Consider the following 18933-nt stretch of genomic DNA (forward strand, 5'->3'; position numbering starts at 1 on the left):
ATACCGTGAAGCCGCATAGCAGCCTGAAAGGGGATACGCCCTTTGAAGTGTTGCATAGGCTTATTTTTCCCAAACTGTTGTGTAAACAACGCGGTTGATTTCTACAGATTAGGCAGCCTGAAACAAAGTTCAGCGTAGCAAAAACCATTTGCCAGCGCACGGCTTGCAAGCAAGCCGTAGAAAGCGCGAAATCCATTTCAGGCTGCCCTACCATCCCGCCCGCGCCCAAGCATTTCAGGCTGCCTATTGCATCAACCAACAGGCAGCCTGAAACCCAAAATGGAACAACAACGGCTCGTCGCCAAAAAAACACAGCCACCACACACAACACAAATCCCATTTTCAGGCTGCCCAGTAGAGTGTATAGCTCTGCCACGCAACGCCCAAAGTTTCAGGCTGCCCATTGCTAAGCAACTAGGCAGCCTGAAAACACATCATCCCACACAATCAAACCGTCTTCCCCAACACCACCACATCTGCCAACACCCCATCCAGCTCACACACCGCAGGCAGCCACCCCCACTCCGAAAAGCCCAAGCCGCCAAACAACGCCAAACTTGGCGCATTGTGCGCAAACACCACCGCAATCAACTGATGCACCCCTAGCGCAGGCGCGCGCCGAATTATCTCCCCCAGCAACCATTTGCCCAAGCCCGCGCCACGATGCCGCGCATCCACATAAACACTCACTTCCGCCGTACGATTGTATGCCGCGCGGGGATAATAATCGCTCAAACTCGCCCAAGCCATCAGGCAGCCTGAAACCGCATCCCGCACCACATACAGCGGGCGATTTTCCCGCTGATGCGCCGCAAACCAAGTCTCGCGCTCCGCCACCGAAACAGGCAGCAAATCCGCTGTCGCTTGGCGCGAAGCAATCGTGCTGTTGTAAATCGCCACAATTTCAGGCAAATCTTCGCGCCGCGCCAGCGAAAGCGTATAACCCATCACGAAATACCCGTTTTCATTTTGGTTTCAGGTACTTCCGTTTGCTCATGCCAATCCACCTGCCCATCGTGCAAAATCGTCTGCATCATCGCCTGCGTTTCGCCATCCACCTCGCGCACTACGCTCATCAAATTCTCATCGGCAAACAACGGCAAGCTCGGGTCATACACCTCTGCCAAGCGGTCAGACATATACCTATCCCGCGCCGCATAAAATTTGCTCAACTCGCGCGCTTTTTCAGGCTGCATCCCCAGTTTTTCCAGCGCAATCCGCCCCGCGCGCACCGAAGAATCCGATAGCTCGCGGATAATGTAACTCGCCCCCGCATGGCGCAAATCATAAGCGTGCACACGGTCATGCGCCCGCGCAATAATCGGCAGAGTAGGGTAGTGGCGACGCACATATTCCACCACCGCCGTGGTGTCGCTTTTGCCATCAATCGCCACAATCAACAACTTCGCGTGCGCCAAGCCCGCCGAACCCAATAGTTCAGGGTCAGTCGCATCGCCGTAATACGATTTAATGCCCAGCTTTGCCAGCCCCTCTACCATTTCCGCATGGTTATCAATCACCGTTGTGTGGTAGCCGCAAGCCGTCAGCATACTATTGATGTGCTGCCCAAACCGCCCATGCCCCAGCAAAATCACAGGATTTTCCTCGTCAATCGTATCATTTTGACGGCTTTCCGCGTTCTCTTCCTTAATCGCACGCGGCGCGAAAACCTTTTCATAAACAATAAACAACAACGGTGTCAGCACCATAGACAACGCCACCACCAAGTTAATGCGGTCCAACACAGTTTTCGGCAAAACATGGTTTGCCTGCGCAATAGACAGCAACACAAAACCAAATTCCCCCGCTTGCGCCAAACTCAACGCAAACAATTTAGTCGCCAACGGCGGCAGCCTGAAAATCTTGCCCAGCAACACCAACATCGAAGCCTTAACCAGCAGCAAAGCCAGCGTCATGCCAATAATCGGAAAAAACTTGTTTTGCAAAATCGCAAAATTCATCCCCGCGCCCACCGTAATAAAAAACAGCCCCAAAAAAATCCCCTTAAACGGCTCCAAACGGCTTTCCATCTCATGCCGATAAGTGCTATTTGCCAACGTAACCCCCGCCACAAAAGCCCCCAGCGCAGGCGACAGCCCCACCAGCGACATCAGCGTCGCAATGCCCACCACCAGCAACAGCGTAAACACCGTAAACATCTCGCGCACACGGCTTTTGATGATGATGCGAAACATAAACGGCACCACATAACGCACCGCCAACACAATCAGCAAAATCGCCGCCACGCTTACAATCGCCACAATCCAACCGGGTTGGTGTGCCAGCAAATTGCCCGCCGTATGCCCACCTTCGCCTTTTTTCGCAATGCCCGAAGTCGCCAACAGCGGCATCAACGCCAGCATCGGAATCGCCGCCACATCCTGAAACAGCAGCACCGCAAAGCCCGCCTGCCCACCAGCCGTTTGCATCAACTGCTTCTCGTTATACGTTTGCAACACAATCGCCGTGGACGACAACGCCAAAATACAGCCCACCGCCACGCCAATTTGCCATTTATAGCCCAAAGCCATAGAAATGCCCGTAACCGCCGCCACCGTCAGCGTAATTTGCAAGCCGCCCAACCCCAGCAATTTATGTCGCAGCTGCCACAGCATTTTAGGCGCAAGCTCCAAGCCCACCAAAAACAGCATCATCACCACGCCAAATTCCGCAACATGCTGAATAGATTCCGTTTCCTTGCCAACCAAACCCAAAATAGGGCCAATTAAAATCCCCGCAATCAAATAGCCCAACACCGAGCCCAAGCCCAATTTTTGCGAGATTAAAACCGCTCCAACAGCAAACGAAAGATAAATAAAGGCGTAAAGAAGAAGAGCAGTCATGCGGGCTGTCCTTAAATAATGGCGTGGTTAAAATGAGAAAAAGAAGAGAAAATGCAAAAAACTTAGCTTTTTGGTATTTGCAGCAAGAAAAAAAGAATTGACGCAATTTGTTGCCAAGTACATAGATTTTACAAAATTTTCTTGCAAAAAGATAGATTTCAGGCAGCCTGAAAAGGGCAGAATTGCGTAAGGAAGTGTAAAGATAATTTCCAAACTAAATATTTAACATAATATGACTTATTGGAACTTTTATTTGCGCTGCAAAATTCCCTAAATCGCATCCGCTTACAAAATTTTTACGCAAAAACTCTTTAACTCATTGCGCAGTAATGATATATTCGCGCATTATTTTCGCGTGGCAATCTGATTTGGATTTGTTGGCGCATCACCTATTTCTTTTTTATTCATGTTAATTTAAATCTTTTTGGAATACAGAGTCTTATGGCAATTTTAAAATTTGGTAAAACGGTTTGTATCGCTTCGTTATTGAGCTTGGGTTTAATCAGCAATGCTTATGCGATTGATGATGAAGATGTGCTGGGGCAATTTTTGGAGCAAAAATTTGCAACACAACCTGTTCAAAATAATGTGCCTGTGCAAACGGCGGAATACGACCCGCTTGCGGCTTATATGCAACCTTCTGCCAATTTTAATGCTGCGCCCACTCAGGCTGTTCATACCAATACTATTCAATATCAAGCGGCGCAAGCGGGGCCTATGCTTAAAGCGCAATCTGCGTTGATTATGAATGCGAAAACGGGACAGATTTTGTATCAAAAAAACATGAGCAGCGTGCGTTCAATCGCTTCTATTTCTAAATTGATGTCGGCAATGGTGTTGCTGGATGCGAATTTGAACATGAATGAGCAAATTACGATTACCGAAGCGGAAATTGACCGCTTGAAAGGCACGAACAGCCGTTTATCGGTGGGAACGACGCTCACGCGCGCACAGCTGTTGCATTTGGGATTGATGAGCAGCGAAAATCGTGCGATTCATGCGCTGGCGCGGACTTATCCCGGTGGGATGCCTGCTTTTGTGGCGGCGATGAATGCCAAGGCGCGTAGTTTGGGCATGGCGAACAGCCGTTTTTATGAGCCAACGGGTTTAGACCCGCGCAATGTTTCTACTGCGCTGGAATTGGGCAAAATGGTGCAGGCGGCGAGTAATTACGCGAAAATTCGTGAATTGACGACTTCTAATTATGGTCAGGCTTATACCAGCAATGGCAAATTGCAACAGTATAAAAACACGAATGTTTTGGTGCGCGAAGGGCAAATGAATATCACGCTGCAAAAAACGGGCTACATCCGCGAAGCGGGGCGTTCTATGGTGCTACAAGCGAAAATGGGACAAACGCCTGTGGTGATTGTGGTGCTGGGGTCGGCGACTTCGGCTAGCCGTGCGAGCGATGCGCGGTCTTTGGGCAATATTGTGCAAACGACGTTGTAATGCTGTGAATAAGATAAAACGCATCCTGCTGAATGGGATGCGTTTTTTGGTTTTTAGGCTGCCTTTTATGAGTGATTAAGGCAGCCTGAAATATGCGTGTTCAATGAGACTTTGCTGGCATGGTTGCCAAGGTGTCGGCGAGCCACCGATGCTCCATTGGTTGCTGGTTTGGCAAAGGTTGTGGGGCTTGAAGATGGGGAGCAAGATGGTTTGGTTATTCATCGCCCTACTCTGCCCTACCCTGCCATTTATTTGTTTTCAGGCTGCCTTATGTGTTGCAATCAACATAAGGCAGCCTGAAAACGAGTTTCGGCAGAGCTAAGCTATTTGGCGATATTCTAAAAGTATGCCAAGCCGCTATTTTTCGCTGGTGGGGGAGTTAAGTCGGGAGCGCTAGATTAAACAGCCACCCCCATCCTAATCTTCCCCTGCCAGCGGGAGAAGGAACAAATTTCAGAAATTTTAATCAATGCTGCTTGTCAGCAACAATAATCCAAACAGCATACTTTTTAGGACATCATCAACTATTTTTTCTTCGGCACGGCTTTTTGCGCTTCGTTCAGCATTAGGGTTTTCAGGCTGCCTTTGCCTTGTTGTGCGTTTTTTTCTAGTGCTTCAAGCTGTTGCAGGGTGTAGGCGGCGGATTTGTTGCCTTGCGCGGCGGCTTGGGCATACCAGTATTTGGCTTTTGCCATGTCTTTGTTTACGCCTGTGCCTGTGGCGTAGCGTGCGGCAAGGTTGTTTTGCGCTTCGGCGTGTCCTTTTTTGGCGGCTTTTTCGTACCAATAGGCGGCTTTTTTGTAGTCTTGCGCGGTGCCTGTGCCGTCGCTGTACATCAGACCTGTCATAAATTGCGCTTCTGGTTCGCCTTGGGCGGCGGCTTTTTCGTACCAATACAGGGCTTGTTTGGCATCGGCTTTGGTGCCCAAGCCGTCTTGATACAGCACGGCGATGTTGTGCTGCGCGGTGGCATCGCCTTTTTTGGCGAGCGGTTCTAGGATTTTAAACGCGGTGGCGTAATCGCCTTTTTGCACGGCGGCGATGGCTTGGTTGTAAACGGTTTGGTTGGGGCTGGTTTTGGCTGCGCTGGTTGTTTTGCTCTGTTGGGCGGGGGTTTTGGCTTGCGTGGCTTGGGGCGCGAAGGTGAACGCGGCTAGGCTGGCGGCGAGCAGGCAGGTTTTCCATGTTGGCATTGTGTTTTCCTTATTCGGTGGCGACGTGAACGCTGGTGGGGTTGAGTGGGGCTAAATCTTGCGGGGCGATAGCGACGAGAAAGCCGCGTTTGCCGCCATTGACGTAGATGGTGGGCAGCGCGTAGATGCTTTCTTCTACGTACACGGGCAGCGCGGTTTTGGTGCCGAATGGGCTGGTGCCGCCGACTAAATAGCCTGTCCATTTGTTGGCTTGGTTGGGCTGGGCGGGCTCTATGTGTTTCATGCCCAGCTCGCGGGCAAGGTTGCGCGTGGAGATGTGTTTATCACCGTGCATGATGCAGATTAAGCCTTGTTTTTTATCGTTTTCTAGTACGATGGTTTTGACTACGGCGTGTTCGTCCACGCCAAAATGTTGCGCGGGGACGGCTGTGCCGCCGTGTTCTACATAGGGATAAAGTTTGGGCTCAAAGGCGATGTTGTGCTCGCGCAGAAAGCGGATAGCGGGGGTGATGGGGTAGTCGGGTTTTGCCATGATGTTGGGGGGATGGGTTGCAAAAAGGCGATTTTAGCAGTTTTCAGGCTGCCTTTCGCGCTTTGCTTGCTGGCTTGCGCGGGCTGGGCGATGCGCATGGGCAGCCTGAAACGCGGTAAAATGGCGTTTTTAAACCACGATGGGAGTGCAACATGGCAGCGCAATCTTGGCTTTATTGGGCGTTGGCTTCGGCGATTTTTGCGGCGATGACGGCGATTTTTGCCAAACTGGGTTTGCAGGGCGTGGATTCGGATTTTGCGACGTTTATCCGCACACTGGTGATTATTGCGGCGTTGAGCGCGTTTTTGACTTATGCGAAAAAGTGGCAGCCGCTGGGCAGTTTGTCGGCGAAGAATTGGCTGTTTTTGATTTTGTCGGGCTTGGCAACGGGGGCTTCTTGGCTGGCGTATTTTAAGGCGTTGCAAATGGGCGATGCTTCGCAGGTTGCGCCGATTGATAAGTTGGGCGTGGTGCTGGTGGCGGTGTTTGCGGTGGTGTTTTTGGGGGAGCGGCCGAATGGGCAGGCTTGGCTGGGGATTGCGCTGGTGGCGGCGGGGGTGTTGGTGTTGGCGATTAAGCGGTGATGGGCACGCGCGTTTGATACGGCGATAAAGGCAGCCTGAAAAGCGGGAAGTTGGCTTTTCAGGCTGCTTTGGTGTGGTGGGCAAGGTTGGGTGGGTAGCGCAACGTAATCGGGCAGACAATAGGCAGCCTGAAAACGAGCGAAGCGAGTTTCAGCGAAGCTAAAACAGCATCTAAACAATGTTTTCAGGCTGCCTTTATCGCTCCGCAATCGCCACCGCGCCTTACAGCGCAAACTCCAAATTATCAATCAGCCGCGTGTTGCCCAGCTTGGCGGCGGCGAGTGCCACCAGTTGCGTGTCGCTTACTTGCGCGGGTTTCAGGCTGACTGCTTGGCGGATTTCCACATAATCCACCGTCCAGCCGTGCGCGTGCAGCTCGTTGCGGGCGACTTGGGCGAGCGCGGCGAAGTTGTGGTTGCCTGCTTGCGCGGTTTGGGCGATGGTTTGCAAGGTGCGGTATAGGCGTGGGGCTTCGGCGCGTTCGGCTTGGCTTAAATATTGGTTGCGGCTGGATAGTGCCAAGCCATCGGCGGCGCGTCCTGTGTTCACGGCAACGATGCGCACGGGGATGTTTAAATCGGCAACCATGCCTTTGATGATGGCGACTTGCTGGTAGTCTTTTTTGCCAAAGCAGGCGACATCGGGCTGCACGATGTTAAACAGCTTGCTGACCACGGTTGCCACGCCGCGAAAGTGAATCGGGCGCGACACGCCGCATAGCTCGTGTTGCAGCGCGGGCGGTTCAACGAAATATTGCTGCTCGCCTGCGGGATACAGCTCGGCTTCATCGGGGGCGAAAATGGCGGCAACGCCTGCGGCGCGGAGTTTGTCGGCATCTTGGGCAAGGGTGCGCGGGTATTGGTCAAAATCTTCGCCCTGACCAAACTGGATGCGGTTCACAAAAATGCTGACCACAACGTGCTCGGCTTCTTGTTTGGCGCGTTCAACCAGCGCGAGATGCCCGTCGTGCAGATTGCCCATGGTGGGCACAAAGGCAACGTTGGCAACGGTTTTGCGCCAGTCGCGCAGTTGGGCGATGGTGTGGAATATGTGCATGGGGTGTCCTTATGGTGGAGTTGGGATAATGGTTTTAGCTACGCTGAGCGGCGTTTCAGGCTGCCTTGATGGGGTGCAATAGGCAGCCTGAAAGCGGAAAAAAGATTGCGGCGCAAGTGATTAGGCGTTGTCAATTTCGCAACTTCGCTACGCTATGCAGGCTGCTTCAATAGAATACGGAGTTCTTCCAATTCGGATTGCAATACCACGCCGTATTCGGCATCCAACACATATAAGCCTGCTTCCCAATCCGCCACATAATTTTGCAGAAATTCGCGCAAAGAGTTGGCTTCTTTTCGCGGGCAGGATTGTCGTGCCACATTTGGATGATTTGCCCCGCTGTGCCGCTGGGCGCGGGGTCTAGGTCTATCATTTTGCCGTCGCCGCCGCCGTCTGCGGAAAGCGGAATCCATTTGGGATTCCACCAAAAGTCGGCTTTGATGCCTGCATCTTCGGGCGTGCAGCCGAAGTCTGTGTCATCTTCGTGTTGGAAGAAGCCTTCTTGGTAGATCTGATTCCAAATGTTGTATTCGCTAATAATGCGGTCAATGCTCAACCATTCTTCGCTGGCAAACACGCCGTCTATATCGGGCTCGCCGTTGGCAACACGGTAGAGTTCGTTAAACTCTTCGGGCAATGCGTAGCCTAGTACTTGTTCCAGCTTGGCGAAATCAGCTTCGCTTGCGCCTGCGTTCAGCTCAAAGGTGTAAGGCAACTCGGCGGATGCTTCGGGGTATTTTTGCGCAAGGGCTTTAAGCTGGGCTTGCATACGGGCAACTAGGTCTTGCATGGCGGTTTTCTGATGGCTGGGTGGGTAAAATCCATGGTGGTGTCCTAAAAAGTATGCTGCACTACTGACTGTTTCTTCCCCCGCTGGCGGGAGAGGGAACAGATTGCAGAGCTTTTAATCAGTACTGCTGGCTATCAACACACCAAATCCATTTCAGGCTGCCTTGGGCTGGCTGCTCGGCATAGGCAGCCTGAAAACGGGGTAACACGAATGGGCGGCTTAATGGCGCATTGGCGTGAGCAAGGCTAAATGGTGCGTGGCAAAGCCGCACACCCTACAACATATCGTGATTTTGATTGACCCTATTTGCAGTTTCAGGCTGCCTGAATGGCATAGGCAGCCTGAAAACAGATGGCGATTATTCGCCCGATATTTTCTCAATCCCCTGCTGGGTTGTAACCGTTGCCGCCAGCGATTCAATATAGCTTTGAATCAGGTTCTCGCCCATTTCTTGCGCCAGTTGCCGCTTGGCGTTGGCTAGGGCTTCGGGGTTGTTGATGGTTTGGATGGATTGCACTTCCACCAACTGCGGTGCGGCGGGCATATCCAGCACGGTGTAGGCGGGTTTGCCGTTTTTGGGGACGGCTTGCATAAAGGCAAGGTAGGCATCATCGCTCAACACAGGGCGCACTTGCAGCGGCGCAACTTGCTCCACAGGCGACCACGCAATCGCGGGGTTTTTGCCCGCTGCCAATTCTTTTTGCAGATTTTTGGCTTGTTCCAGCGCAAGGCGGCGGCTTTCGGCGAGTTTAAAGCGTTCTTCCACGCGCGATTTGGCTTGCTCAAAGGTTTCGGTGCTCTCGGCGCGGGTTTCGGTGGGGCGCACAAACCATGTTTCACCGTCTACATTGATGGCGGCGGAGTTGAGTTTTTTGCTGAACACATCGCCTGCCAACAAGGCTTCCACCACGGCGGCGGGGATTTTCAGGCTGCCTGCGTTGGCTTTGGTTGCCCACTCGTTTTGCGTTTGCACGGTTAAGCCAAATTTTTGCGCGGCGGGTTGCAATTTATCGCGCGCGCTGAACACGGCTTCGCTTAATGCTTCGCGCTGTTTGTTGTATTCCTGCTGCGCTTTTTTGGCTTGCAAACTGCTGCGGATGCTGTCTTTTTGCGCATCCAGCGACACATCGGCAATGTCGGTTACGCGCAAGATGTGGTAGCCAAAATCGCTTTCCACCACGCCACTCACTTCGCCTTTGTTTAACGCGAATGCCGCGTCTTCCAAGGCTTTGCTGCCCACTTTGCCATCTTGCGCAATCTCGCCCAAGTCGCCGCCATTGGCTGCGCTGCCTACGTCTTGCGAGCTGCGTTTGGCGATTTCGGCAAACTGCTCGGGATGCGCTTTGGCTTCGGCGGCGATTTTTTCGGCTTTGGCGCGGGCTTTTTCGCGCGTGGCGGCATCGGCGGATTTGGGTGCTTCAATCAAAATATGCGACACGCGGCGCGTGGGTTTCAGGCTGCCTTTGCTGGCGTTGTAGGCTTCTTCAATTTCGGCATCGCTCACGCTTTGTTGGCTGGCGATGTTTTTAGGCGAGAGTACGATGTATTCAAATTTTGCGCCTTGCGGCAGCAGGAAGTCTTTTTTGTTGGCTTCGTAGTATTTTTTCAGCGCGGCATCGTCCACTTTCACCTTATCGGCAAAGGCTTGCGGGCTCAACACATAGGCGCGGGTGGCGCGGGGGGCAAACGCGGCGTTGATGACTTGCTGCGCTTGGAAATCGGACACGGCGTTGCTGTTAAGCGTTTGCAGCAGCGCGGCAACGGTAAGGTTTTCGCGCTGCGTTTGCATAAACGTTTCTTCGCTTTGGCGCGTGTTGGTTAAGTAGTCTTGGAACAGCTTGGCATTGAATTTGCCGTTGCTGTCGTGAAACAGCGGCGTATCCACCACCATTTGCTTGATTTGCTCATCGCTCACCACGATGCCAAGCTGTTTTGCGCCTTCCATCAAATAGGCGCGTTGCAGCAGGGTTTGGAATACGGCTTCGCGGCTGGCTTGCTCGCCTGCGGCTTCGGTGTTTTGCACGGCTTGGTCTAGCGCGTAGCGGCTGATGATTTGGTCGCCCACTTTCACGATGTAGTTGTTGTCGCGGGACACGGTTTGCAGGGACACAAAACCGTAGCCGACAAACGACACGGTAATCAGCGAGAGCAGGATGGTAACGGGGGTGCGGAATTTATTGACTGAATGGAACATGGTGTTTTGGGGTTGAGTTGGGGTTGAAAGGGAAAGGGGCAGGCTGCCTTTGGGTTGGGTGTTCAACCGCTGGGCAGGCTGGAAAAAGGCAGAATTTTACCGTTTTGCGGCGGGGTTGTGTGGGGGATTTTGCGGGGGATGGGGCAGCCTGAAATGGGGTGAGATACTGTTGAATGGTTTTCAGGCTGCCTTGGGCGGCTTATTCTGCGCCACGCGCTTGCGCCGTGCTTCTTTGGGGTCGGCTTGCAGCGGGCGGTAGATTTCTACGCGGTCGCCATCGCGCAAGATATGCTCGTCTTTCACCGCTTTGCCAAAGATGCCCAGCGGGGCGGTGGCGGGAGCGGCTTCGGGAAAGTCGGCAAGCACGGGGGCAGCAAGCGCGGCTTGGCGGGCGGTGCTGTTGGCAGGCAGCCTGAAACGATAGAGCCGCTGTTGTTCGGCTGTGCCGTAGGCGACTTCTATGGTGATTTCGTTATCGTTTGCCATAGCGTTTATTGGCTTCTTTCACAAATGCGTCCACCAGCTTGCTGGATATGCTGTTGAACACGGGGGCAATCAGGCGGCTCAGGATGCCTGTGAGTTCGTAGTTGAGCGTAAAGGTAATTTGGCAGATGTCGTCGCCCAAATCGTCAAATTGCCATGTGCCGTGCAGGGATTTGAACGGGCCTTCCAGCAGGGTGATGCGGATTTCGCGGTTGGGGGTGTTGTGGTTGTGGGTGGCGAAAGATTGGGTAATGCCCATGTAGTCCATGTGCAGGCGGGCTTTGAGTTCGGTGTCGCTGCGGTGCAGCACTTCGCTGCGCCCATACCACGGCAGGAATTTGGGGTAGTCTTCAACGTGGTCCACCAGCTGATACATTTGTGCTGCGCTGTGGGGGACGAGAACGGTTTTGTGGATTTGGATTTCGGACATGGTGGGAATGGGGTGGTTGGGTTGGGGGTTTCAGGCTGCTTAAAATTAGGAGCGATGGGAGGCAGCCTGAAAATGGTTGGCATAAATGGTTTTGTTTTTTCAGGCTGCATCAGATGATTGAGGCAGCCTGAAATCTAAAATGGAGCAGCGCCGGCTCGTCGCCAAATGGCGTATTCAACAGGACTGCGCTGGTTGGAAATATGTCGGCGAGCCGCCGAAGCTCCATCGGTTGTAGGTTTCGCAAAGGTTTCAGGCTGCCTAAAAAGGTTGGATTGGATGGAGGCAGCCTGAAAATGGTTGGTCATAAATGGTTTGGCTTTTCAGGCTGCATCAGATGGTCAAGGCAACCTGAAACGCCATTCAACCTTTTCAGGCTGCCCTATCACATCAATTCTGCTTTTTCCGATTCTGATTCGCTATCCCCATCAGCAACGCCAAAATAAACATAATAGACAGCGTTGCCGTGCCGCCGTAGCTCACCAAAGGCAGCGGTACGCCCACCACGGGCAAAATACCGCTCACCATGCCCATGTTGACAAAGGCGTAGCAGAAAAAAGTCATCGTTAGCGCGCCTGCCAGCGTGCGGTTGTAGAGCGTTTTGGCTTGCGAAGCAATCACCAAGCCGCGCCCGAGTATTACCAGATACACAATCAACAGCAACACATTGCCAATCAAGCCAAATTCTTCGCCATACACGGCAAAGATAAAGTCGGTGGTGGATTCGGGGATGTAGTCCAAATGGGTTTGCGTGCCATTGAGCCAGCCCTTGCCCCACACGCCGCCCGAGCCGATGGCAATCATGGATTGCAAAATGTGATAACCCGCGCCCAGCGGGTCTTTGGATGGGTCAAGCAGGGTGAGCACGCGCTGTTTTTGGTAATCGTGCATGCCGTAATTCCACATCACGGGCAGCGCGGCGGCAAAGGCGATGATGGAAGTCAACAGGGCTTTCCACGGCAGCCCTGCAAAGAAAATCACAAACAACCCCGAAGCCATAATCAGCGTGGCGGTGCCCAAATCGGGCTGCTTCAAAATCAGGGCAACAGGCACGGCGATAATCGCCAGCGCGGCAAGATAGTGAAACCACGAAAGATTGTTTTCATATCGCTGGAAAAACCATGCCACCGTCATCGGCAGCCCAATTTTCATGATTTCAGACGGCTGCAAGCGCACAAAGCCCAAGTTAAGCCAGCGCGTTGAGCCGTTTACCGTAACGCCAAAAAAATGCACGCCCAGCAGCAGCACCACGCCCAGCACATAAATCGGCAGGGCAAAATTGCTCAAAATATTGGGGCGAATCCGCGCAAAAATCAGCAGCAAACCCACACCCAAAATGGTGTGCAGGGTTTTGTTTTCCAGCCGCCCAATGTCTTGCCCATCGGCGGAGTAAAGCAAAAACATACTCATCAAATACACGGCGAGCATGGCGTAAAACAGCCAAGGGTCAAGCGGATTCCAAAATAAGCGTTTGGCTTTGATGAGCAGATTGTCGTTGTGTTCTTGCATGGTTACGGTCTCTTGGCAGGCGGCGCAGAAGTGGGCACAGCAGCGGGGGCAGAAGCAACCGCAGGCGCAGAAGCAGGCGCAGAGGCAGCCGGAAAACTGGGATTAGCCCGCGCCGCCTTTTCTTGCGCCACGGCTTCAAAGGCAGCCTGAATGCTGTTTTGCTGTTTGGTCATCGGCGCGGAAAGTTGCAGCAAAGGGTTGGCGGTGCGGCGCGCGCCTGTGATTTCCTTGCTCACCTTGTCTTGCTTTAATTGCAACAGATAATAATCAATCAAATGGCGTGCCACAGGCGCAGCGTTCACGCCCCAGCCCGCGTTTTCCAAAATCACCGCCACGGCAATTTGCGGCTTGTCCACAGGCGCAAAGGCGATAAACCAAGCATGGTCGCGGTGTTGCACGCGCAGCGCGGCGGCGTTATAGCTTTTCCCCTGCGCAATTTGCACCACTTGCGCCGTGCCCGTTTTGCCGCCCATGGTGTAGCGCAAGCCCGCGCCAATTTTTGCCGCCGTGCCACCGCTTTGCAACACCAGCTGCATCCCGCGTTTCACATAATTGAAATTGCTTGGCTTATAAGGCAACACGCGCTCGGGCTTGGGGTCAATCACGGTGATTTGTTGATTTTCATGGTCAAGCAGTTCTTTCACCAAATGCGGGCGATACACCGTGCCATTATTTGCCAGCGTGGCGGTGGCGTGCGCCATTTGCAACGGCGTGTAAGTGTTATAGCCCTGCCCAATGCTCACAGGCACCATCTCGGCGGGATTCCAATGGCGTTGTCTTTCCGTGCCTTTTGCCCAGCGTTTTGCTTTCCAAGCAGGGCTGGGCAAAATGCCGCGATATTCGCCAGGCAAATCAATGCCCGTGCGCTCGCCAAAGCCAAACGAAGCCAAATAAGGAAAGGCTTTTTCAATCCCCAGCTCATAGCCTTGGCGATAGAAAAAAGTATCGGACGACACTTGAATCGCGCGCAGCAGCGTAACCGAGCCATGCCCGCCCCGCGCCGCATCGCGGAATTGATGCTTGCTACCAGGGATGCTCCACGAGCCGGGGGCGGGAACGTATGTGCCCTGCCCTATTTTGCCGCTTTCCAGCAGCGTCATCGCCATAAACGGCTTAAACGTTGAACCGGGGGGATACATCCCTTGGGTAACGCGGTTAATCAGCGGGCGTTGCCAGTTTTCGTTGAGCGATTTCCAAGTGTCGCTGTCAATGCCGTCAATAAACACATTCGGGTCAAAATTGGGCTTGGAAACAAACGCCAACACGCCGCCTGTTTGCGGGTCTATCGCTACCAACGCGCCACGGCGGTTGCCCATCAAGCGTTCGGCTTCTTTTTGCAAACGAATATCCATCGCCAAACGCAGCGTTTGCCCCGTTTGCGATGGGTCGGAACGAATCACGCGCACAATATTGCCCGCCGCATCTTTTTCCACTTCCTGATAGCCCGGTGCGCCATGAAGCTGCTCTTCGTAATACGCTTCCAAGCCCGATTTGCCAATGTGGGTTGTGCCGCGATAGGCGGTTTCGCGCTTGTTGTCCACCAGCTTTTCCATGTCTTTATCGCTGATGCGCCCGATGTAGCCCAAAAAATGCGCGGTCAATGCGCCAAATGGGTATTCGCGGAAAGTGCGCGCGTTGATTTCCACGCCTTTAAAGCGATACAACTGCGCAGCAAGCATGGATGCTTCATCGGGGGTTAATTTCAGCTTTAATGGGACTTTTTCGTAAGAGCGATAATCGGCGCGGAATTTTTTGAAACGGCGCAAATCGTCTTCGGTTAAATTCACATAGGCTTTAAGCGATTCAATTAAATCGTCTTCTTTGCCTTCCACTTGGTTGGGGATGATTTCTAGCGAATAAGCGGGATAGTTCTGCGCCAACACCACGCCGTTTACATCGGTGATTTCGCCGCGAATCGGCGGCGTGGGAATCAGCGTGATGCGGTTGGTGGTGGCTTGGGCAACGTATTCATCGTGTTTATACACCTGCAGAAACACAAATCGCGCCGCCAAAACGCCAAAAAAGATGAGAATAAAAAAGAAAGCAGCCATCAGCCGCCAAGTAAAATCGCGCTGGCGGTCGTGGGTGGGTTGCGGAAAGCTGCCTGAAAATTGACGGGGTGTTTTCATCGGCGAGAGTTCAGAAAATTCAAGAGAGAGACCATGATTTTATTCAACAATGGCCACAACAAAGCACCGACAACGGGCGAAAGAAAAACGGTCCAGCCATAAAAATGATGGGTGTATCGCCAGCGAACAATCGTCAAAATGATTTCGCTGCACAACAGCGCGGCAAAAATCACTACCGCCTGCACGCCGTAGTGATACAACACAATTTGGCGACGATTTTGAATGACAATATACGCGGCAACAATATAAGCAAGCGCGTGCCCGCCCAGCGCAGCATTGGTACCAATATCCACCAGCAAGCCGAGTATAAAAGCCGTGCCAATATCCACGTTTTGCGGGCGGTTGATTATCCAATACATCAGCATCAATGCTGTAAATTCAGGCAGCCAATGAAACAGGCTGCCTGAAAGCGGGATGAAATCAATCAAAATAGTGAGCAAAAAGCTAATGTAAATCAACCGCTTTGGAATTTTGCTATACAGGGTTTCGGATTCGGTCATGGTTTTGCAGAAGATGAACCTGCCGCCGCAGAGGCAGCCTGAATAAGGGTGGAATCGGTTTGCGGCAACACCAAAACATATTTGCTCACGCGCAACGCGGCAACAGGTTTAAGCTCGGCGCGATAAAACGGCGTGCCGGCATTGCGGCTGGTGAGCAAGACTTTGGCAACAGGAATACCTGCGGGATACACGCTATCCAAGCCCGAAGTAACCAACACATCGTTGGGTTGCAAATCGGCATCGGTGGGAAAATAGCGCAATTCAATATTGCCGCTGCCGCCATAAAGCAAGGTGCGAACGCCTGTTCGCGCCACCATAACGGGGATGGTGTTGGTGGTGTCGGTGAGCAAGCTCACTTCGGCGGTAAGCGGATGCACTTGGGTAACTTGCCCCATCAAGCCCGAATCATCCACCACCGCGTCACCTGCGCGAATATTGTCGTTTGCGCCTTTGTTGATGATGACCTTGCTGCCTGTTGGCTCTTTGCCGTTGGAAATAATTTCGGCAGCGGTGGTGATGGTTAAACCGTGGTGTTTCAATGCCAACAACGATTGCAATTCTTCCAACTGCTTGGTTTGCATATCCACTTGGCTGGCGTGCAAACGCAGTTTGGCGTTTTCTTGCGTTAAACGTTGATTTTCGCTGAGCAGATAGGTTTGCGATTGCAACAAGGCGTTGCTGTATTCATACCATTCAACAGGCTTGTTGGCTAACCATTGCAAGGGATAAAGCGACGTGGCAACGTATTGCTTGGCGGTTTTCACGGCGGAAAAATGGTTATCCAGCATCAATAAGGCGATGGATGCCAGCGACAAGCAAATCAGTTTATTAACTGGGCGGATGCCACGTTGCGTAAAAGAAAGCGATTCAGACATTGGAACAGTTTTCAGGCAGCCTGAAAATCATTATGGGTTGTTCAATTATGGATTGTTGACGAACACAGAATTCATTCTGCCAATCATTTCCAGTGCTTTGCCTGAACCACGCGCCACGCAGGTTAGCGCATCTTCCGCAATCAACACAGGCAAGCCTGTTTCTTCGGCAAGCAAGCGGTCTAAACCTTTGAGCAATGCGCCGCCGCCTGTGAGCACCAAGCCGCGCTCGGCAATGTCTGCGCCCAATTCGGGCGGGGTTTGTTCCAACGCGCTGCGAACAGCTTGCACGATTTGGCTTAATGGGTCGGCGAGTGCTTCTAGAACTTCGTTGGATGTGATGCTGAATGAGCGTGGGATGCCTTCTGCCAAATTGCGCCCTTTGACTTCCATTTCGCTCACTTCGGTGCTGGGGAAAGCCGAACCGATGCGTTTTTTGATTTCTTCGGCAGACGATTCGCCAATCAACATGCCGTAGTTGCGGCGAATATATTGGATGATGGCTTCGTCAAACGTATCGCCACCCACGCGGATGGAATGCGAATACACCACGCCATTGAGCGAAATCACGCCCACTTCGGTGGTGCCGCCACCAATATCCACCACCATAGAGCCTGTGGGTTCTTCAATCGGCAAACCTGCGCCAATCGCCGCCGCCATCGGTTCTTCAATCAAATAAACAGCGGATGCGCCTGCTTCTTGCGCCGAATCGCGAATAGCTTTGCGCTCCACCTGCGTTGCGCCACAAGGCACGCAAATCACGATGCGCGGCGCGGCTGCCCATTTGCTGCTGTTTACCTTGCGGATAAAGGCTTTGAGCATTTTGCCTGTAATCACAAAATCGGCAATCACGCCATCTTTCATCGGGCGGATGGCTTGGATGGAACCCGGGGTGCGCCCCAGCATTTTTTTGGCTTCTGTGCCCACCGCCAGCGTTTCATTGCGCCCTGCGTTGTCCACCTGCACTGCCACGACAGAGGGTTCATCCAACACAATGCCTTTGCCTTTAATATAAATCAGCGTATTGGCTGTGCCCAAGTCAATGGCTATATCGTTAGAAAAATAACGAGTGAAAAAGTGCAGCATAAGAAATCCTAAAAAATAATAAGAAACAATAATTAAAGCAGGGCAATCACGGCAGGCAGCCTGAAATCACCATGCTTTGCAATAGGTTTTCGGTTATAATCGCGCGCTTTGGCGGATAAAATAAACGCGCAATCATACCTTAATTTCACAAATTACCAAACTAAATTTAAGGATTTTAACCATGTCTCTAACGCTTAACGACGTTGAAAAAATCGCAAAACTTTCGCGCTTAACTTTAAGCGATGATGAAAAAAACAGCACGCTGGAAAAATTGAATGCCGTGTTTGCCTTGGTGGAAAAAATGCAGACGGTCAACACCGATGGCGTTGAACCCATGGCACATCCGCACGAAGTCGCCTTGCGCTTGCGCGATGATGCGGTTACCGAAAGCGACCACGCGGCGGAATACTTGGCGGTTGCGCCCGAGGTGCGCAATCGGATGTATATTGTGCCGCATGTGATTGAGGAGTGAGATTTTTACAGAATTACCTAAATAGCAGTCTTGGGTAGCTTTGTGCTGCATTGGTTTATTAATTCAAAACAGTTTTCAGGCTGCCTTAACCCCATAGGCAGCCTGAAAACCCAACCCACACAGCCCTACACCATGAACACCCCAAACCAACCAACAACATTGCGCCCCCTATGGAAAACGTGGTTAGTGTTTACCGTCATCGTTGCGATTCCCGCATTATTCATAAAAATAACCAACAAAAGCCTATCCACCCCCGTTACCCTGCAAGCCAATTTTCAAACGCAATGGCGCACTTGGCGACCTTTTGATACGCAAAGAAGCTGGTTTGAAATGGCATACCAGCGCAGTCAAAATGCGGAACGGGAAAAAGAGTTACTAGGCGAATACGCCGTTTCCCAACAAAGCGAAGAACACAACGCTATCGTTTTTACCAACACAGGAGAACCCGTGCTCATCCAATTGCAAGTAAACGGCAAAGGCTGCGTTTTTGAGCAACCACCTGTCTCATCGTTCTCCGAAAAAACGGTCTCGCGCGATTTGATTGCTGATGATGGCAAGCCAAACACAACTTATTGGTTTGAGCTACCACAATGCTATCTTGCCGAGCATGCGGGCTGGAACGATTGGCAGTTAAAAGTGGTTTCCGTTGGCGACAAGCTAAAAGGCACAGAAACGATGTTATGGATGCACTCGCCGTATGGCAACTTTAAAACCATGCCCACGGGCATTTATGGCAAGCTAACCATTCTTTTCTTTGCTGCTCTTTCTCGTTGTGTTACCGTTTTGGGTTTTATATACGCTTGTTATGCTGGTTATCACACCGATTAAATTAATACGCAAAAAATAGTTT

Annotated in this window: 22 protein-coding genes; 4 read left to right on the plus strand and 18 right to left on the minus strand. The window is 52.1% G+C overall.

All coding sequences use genetic code 11. The annotated features are described in order from the left end of the window. From Q4A85_RS03760 to Q4A85_RS03770, 3 genes are all read right to left on the minus strand, one after another. On the minus strand, positions 1-376 hold a 376-nt coding region (locus Q4A85_RS03760; protein ID WP_303107823.1), incomplete at its 3' end, for a hypothetical protein. Positions 377-447: 71 nt separating this feature from the next. Next, the gene (locus Q4A85_RS03765) at positions 448-948 is read right to left on the minus strand and encodes a GNAT family N-acetyltransferase (protein WP_303107824.1); all 501 of its coding nucleotides are present in this window, start codon (positions 946-948) and stop codon (positions 448-450) included. Continuing rightward, a complete protein-coding gene (locus Q4A85_RS03770; protein WP_303107825.1) occupies positions 948-2843 on the minus strand; it encodes a monovalent cation:proton antiporter-2 (CPA2) family protein in 1896 nt (631 codons plus the stop codon). The genes Q4A85_RS03765 and Q4A85_RS03770 overlap by 1 nt, the downstream gene beginning before the upstream one ends. 441 nt (positions 2844-3284) lie before the next feature. Between Q4A85_RS03770 and Q4A85_RS03775 the strand changes: the two genes are divergently transcribed. Beyond that, positions 3285-4295: a D-alanyl-D-alanine carboxypeptidase family protein gene (locus tag Q4A85_RS03775; RefSeq protein WP_303107826.1), complete on the plus strand. Its 1011-nt coding sequence runs from the start codon at positions 3285-3287 to the stop codon at positions 4293-4295. 75 nt (positions 4296-4370) lie between these two features. Here the strand turns inward: Q4A85_RS03775 and Q4A85_RS03780 are convergent, their stop codons facing one another. The 3 genes from Q4A85_RS03780 to ybaK all read right to left on the minus strand — a co-directional run bounded on the left by Q4A85_RS03780 (position 4371) and on the right by ybaK (position 5981). Continuing rightward, positions 4371-4499: a hypothetical protein gene (locus tag Q4A85_RS03780; protein WP_303107827.1), complete on the minus strand. Its 129-nt coding sequence runs from the start codon at positions 4497-4499 to the stop codon at positions 4371-4373. A 320-nt stretch (positions 4500-4819) separates the two neighbouring features. Further along, complete coding sequence (locus tag Q4A85_RS03785; protein ID WP_303107828.1) at positions 4820-5488, minus strand: tetratricopeptide repeat protein; 669 nt, start codon at positions 5486-5488, stop codon at positions 4820-4822. A 10-nt stretch (positions 5489-5498) separates the two neighbouring features. Next, the gene (ybaK, locus tag Q4A85_RS03790; RefSeq protein ID WP_303107829.1) at positions 5499-5981 is read right to left on the minus strand and encodes a Cys-tRNA(Pro) deacylase; all 483 of its coding nucleotides are present in this window, start codon (positions 5979-5981) and stop codon (positions 5499-5501) included. Between the two features lie 152 nt (positions 5982-6133). Here ybaK and Q4A85_RS03795 point away from each other — a divergent pair, with 152 nt between their 5' ends. Next, on the plus strand, positions 6134-6565 hold the full coding sequence (locus Q4A85_RS03795; protein WP_303107830.1) for an EamA family transporter: 432 nt from the start codon (positions 6134-6136) through the stop codon (positions 6563-6565). A gap of 222 nt (positions 6566-6787) precedes the next feature. On the opposite strand, the gene panC is transcribed toward Q4A85_RS03795, so the two are convergent. From panC to Q4A85_RS03855, 12 genes are all read right to left on the minus strand, one after another. Next, entirely contained in the window at positions 6788-7621 is an 834-nt protein-coding gene (gene panC / locus Q4A85_RS03800; RefSeq protein ID WP_303107831.1) for a pantoate--beta-alanine ligase, read from the minus strand. Positions 7622-7787: 166 nt separating this feature from the next. Further along, entirely contained in the window at positions 7788-8411 is a 624-nt protein-coding gene (locus tag Q4A85_RS03805; RefSeq protein WP_303107832.1) for an SMI1/KNR4 family protein, read from the minus strand. 219 nt (positions 8412-8630) lie between these two features. Continuing rightward, the gene (locus tag Q4A85_RS03810) at positions 8631-8792 is read right to left on the minus strand and encodes a hypothetical protein (RefSeq protein ID WP_303107833.1); all 162 of its coding nucleotides are present in this window, start codon (positions 8790-8792) and stop codon (positions 8631-8633) included. Further along, positions 8770-10605 (minus strand): SurA N-terminal domain-containing protein, encoded by a 1836-nt coding sequence (locus Q4A85_RS03815; protein ID WP_303107834.1) that lies wholly within the window; start codon positions 10603-10605, stop codon positions 8770-8772. The genes Q4A85_RS03810 and Q4A85_RS03815 overlap by 23 nt, the downstream gene beginning before the upstream one ends. Positions 10606-10785: 180 nt before the next feature. Next, positions 10786-11091 carry an RnfH family protein gene (locus Q4A85_RS03820; RefSeq protein WP_303107835.1) on the minus strand — a complete coding sequence of 102 codons (306 nt, stop codon included), beginning with the start codon at positions 11089-11091 and terminating at the stop codon, positions 10786-10788. Then, positions 11078-11518, minus strand: a complete 441-nt coding sequence (locus Q4A85_RS03825) for a type II toxin-antitoxin system RatA family toxin (RefSeq protein WP_303107836.1) — start codon at positions 11516-11518, stop codon at positions 11078-11080. The genes Q4A85_RS03820 and Q4A85_RS03825 overlap by 14 nt, the downstream gene beginning before the upstream one ends. A gap of 134 nt (positions 11519-11652) precedes the next feature. Further along, positions 11653-11823 carry a hypothetical protein gene (locus tag Q4A85_RS03830; RefSeq protein ID WP_303107837.1) on the minus strand — a complete coding sequence of 57 codons (171 nt, stop codon included), beginning with the start codon at positions 11821-11823 and terminating at the stop codon, positions 11653-11655. An 82-nt stretch (positions 11824-11905) separates the two neighbouring features. Then, entirely contained in the window at positions 11906-13024 is a 1119-nt protein-coding gene (gene rodA, locus Q4A85_RS03835; protein WP_303107838.1) for a rod shape-determining protein RodA, read from the minus strand. A gap of 2 nt (positions 13025-13026) precedes the next feature. After that, positions 13027-15153 carry a penicillin-binding protein 2 gene (gene mrdA / locus Q4A85_RS03840; RefSeq protein ID WP_303107839.1) on the minus strand — a complete coding sequence of 709 codons (2127 nt, stop codon included), beginning with the start codon at positions 15151-15153 and terminating at the stop codon, positions 13027-13029. After that, positions 15150-15653 (minus strand): rod shape-determining protein MreD, encoded by a 504-nt coding sequence (mreD, locus tag Q4A85_RS03845; protein ID WP_303107840.1) that lies wholly within the window; start codon positions 15651-15653, stop codon positions 15150-15152. Before mreD ends, mrdA begins: the two co-directional genes overlap by 4 nt. Beyond that, positions 15650-16528 carry a rod shape-determining protein MreC gene (gene mreC / locus Q4A85_RS03850; protein WP_303107841.1) on the minus strand — a complete coding sequence of 293 codons (879 nt, stop codon included), beginning with the start codon at positions 16526-16528 and terminating at the stop codon, positions 15650-15652. Before mreC ends, mreD begins: the two co-directional genes overlap by 4 nt. A gap of 45 nt (positions 16529-16573) precedes the next feature. Next, positions 16574-17611: a rod shape-determining protein gene (locus tag Q4A85_RS03855; protein WP_303107842.1), complete on the minus strand. Its 1038-nt coding sequence runs from the start codon at positions 17609-17611 to the stop codon at positions 16574-16576. 181 nt (positions 17612-17792) lie between these two features. Here Q4A85_RS03855 and gatC point away from each other — a divergent pair, with 181 nt between their 5' ends. After that, on the plus strand, positions 17793-18083 hold the full coding sequence (gene gatC / locus Q4A85_RS03860) for an Asp-tRNA(Asn)/Glu-tRNA(Gln) amidotransferase subunit GatC (RefSeq protein ID WP_303107843.1): 291 nt from the start codon (positions 17793-17795) through the stop codon (positions 18081-18083). Between the two features lie 132 nt (positions 18084-18215). After that, positions 18216-18911 carry a hypothetical protein gene (locus Q4A85_RS03865; protein ID WP_303107844.1) on the plus strand — a complete coding sequence of 232 codons (696 nt, stop codon included), beginning with the start codon at positions 18216-18218 and terminating at the stop codon, positions 18909-18911. Positions 18912-18933: the final 22 nt, after the last annotated feature.

Origin of the sequence: Kingella sp. (in: b-proteobacteria), from assembly GCF_030527935.1 — a bacterium.
Taxonomy (GTDB): domain Bacteria; phylum Pseudomonadota; class Gammaproteobacteria; order Burkholderiales; family Neisseriaceae; genus Kingella_B.

What these genes read in the sequence shown, in the direction of transcription:
- Q4A85_RS03855 (WP_303107842.1), bottom strand. Translation starts at nt 17,611, where the DNA reads ATGCTGCACTTTTTCACTCGTTATTTTTCTAACGATATAGCCATTGAC.
- Q4A85_RS03795 (WP_303107830.1), top strand. Translation starts at nt 6,134, where the DNA reads ATGGCAGCGCAATCTTGGCTTTATTGGGCGTTGGCTTCGGCGATTTTT.
- Q4A85_RS03830 (WP_303107837.1), bottom strand. Translation starts at nt 11,823, where the DNA reads ATGACCAACCATTTTCAGGCTGCCTCCATCCAATCCAACCTTTTTAGG.
- mreD (WP_303107840.1), bottom strand. Translation starts at nt 15,653, where the DNA reads ATGACCGAATCCGAAACCCTGTATAGCAAAATTCCAAAGCGGTTGATT.
- Q4A85_RS03765 (WP_303107824.1), bottom strand. Translation starts at nt 948, where the DNA reads ATGGGTTATACGCTTTCGCTGGCGCGGCGCGAAGATTTGCCTGAAATT.
- Q4A85_RS03815 (WP_303107834.1), bottom strand. Translation starts at nt 10,605, where the DNA reads ATGTTCCATTCAGTCAATAAATTCCGCACCCCCGTTACCATCCTGCTC.
- Q4A85_RS03785 (WP_303107828.1), bottom strand. Translation starts at nt 5,488, where the DNA reads ATGCCAACATGGAAAACCTGCCTGCTCGCCGCCAGCCTAGCCGCGTTC.
- Q4A85_RS03805 (WP_303107832.1), bottom strand. Translation starts at nt 8,411, where the DNA reads ATGCAAGACCTAGTTGCCCGTATGCAAGCCCAGCTTAAAGCCCTTGCG.
- mrdA (WP_303107839.1), bottom strand. Translation starts at nt 15,153, where the DNA reads ATGAAAACACCCCGTCAATTTTCAGGCAGCTTTCCGCAACCCACCCAC.
- panC (WP_303107831.1), bottom strand. Translation starts at nt 7,621, where the DNA reads ATGCACATATTCCACACCATCGCCCAACTGCGCGACTGGCGCAAAACC.
- Q4A85_RS03770 (WP_303107825.1), bottom strand. Translation starts at nt 2,843, where the DNA reads ATGACTGCTCTTCTTCTTTACGCCTTTATTTATCTTTCGTTTGCTGTT.
- Q4A85_RS03775 (WP_303107826.1), top strand. Translation starts at nt 3,285, where the DNA reads ATGGCAATTTTAAAATTTGGTAAAACGGTTTGTATCGCTTCGTTATTG.
- Q4A85_RS03865 (WP_303107844.1), top strand. Translation starts at nt 18,216, where the DNA reads ATGAACACCCCAAACCAACCAACAACATTGCGCCCCCTATGGAAAACG.
- Q4A85_RS03825 (WP_303107836.1), bottom strand. Translation starts at nt 11,518, where the DNA reads ATGTCCGAAATCCAAATCCACAAAACCGTTCTCGTCCCCCACAGCGCA.
- rodA (WP_303107838.1), bottom strand. Translation starts at nt 13,024, where the DNA reads ATGCAAGAACACAACGACAATCTGCTCATCAAAGCCAAACGCTTATTT.
- gatC (WP_303107843.1), top strand. Translation starts at nt 17,793, where the DNA reads ATGTCTCTAACGCTTAACGACGTTGAAAAAATCGCAAAACTTTCGCGC.
- ybaK (WP_303107829.1), bottom strand. Translation starts at nt 5,981, where the DNA reads ATGGCAAAACCCGACTACCCCATCACCCCCGCTATCCGCTTTCTGCGC.
- Q4A85_RS03820 (WP_303107835.1), bottom strand. Translation starts at nt 11,091, where the DNA reads ATGGCAAACGATAACGAAATCACCATAGAAGTCGCCTACGGCACAGCC.
- mreC (WP_303107841.1), bottom strand. Translation starts at nt 16,528, where the DNA reads ATGTCTGAATCGCTTTCTTTTACGCAACGTGGCATCCGCCCAGTTAAT.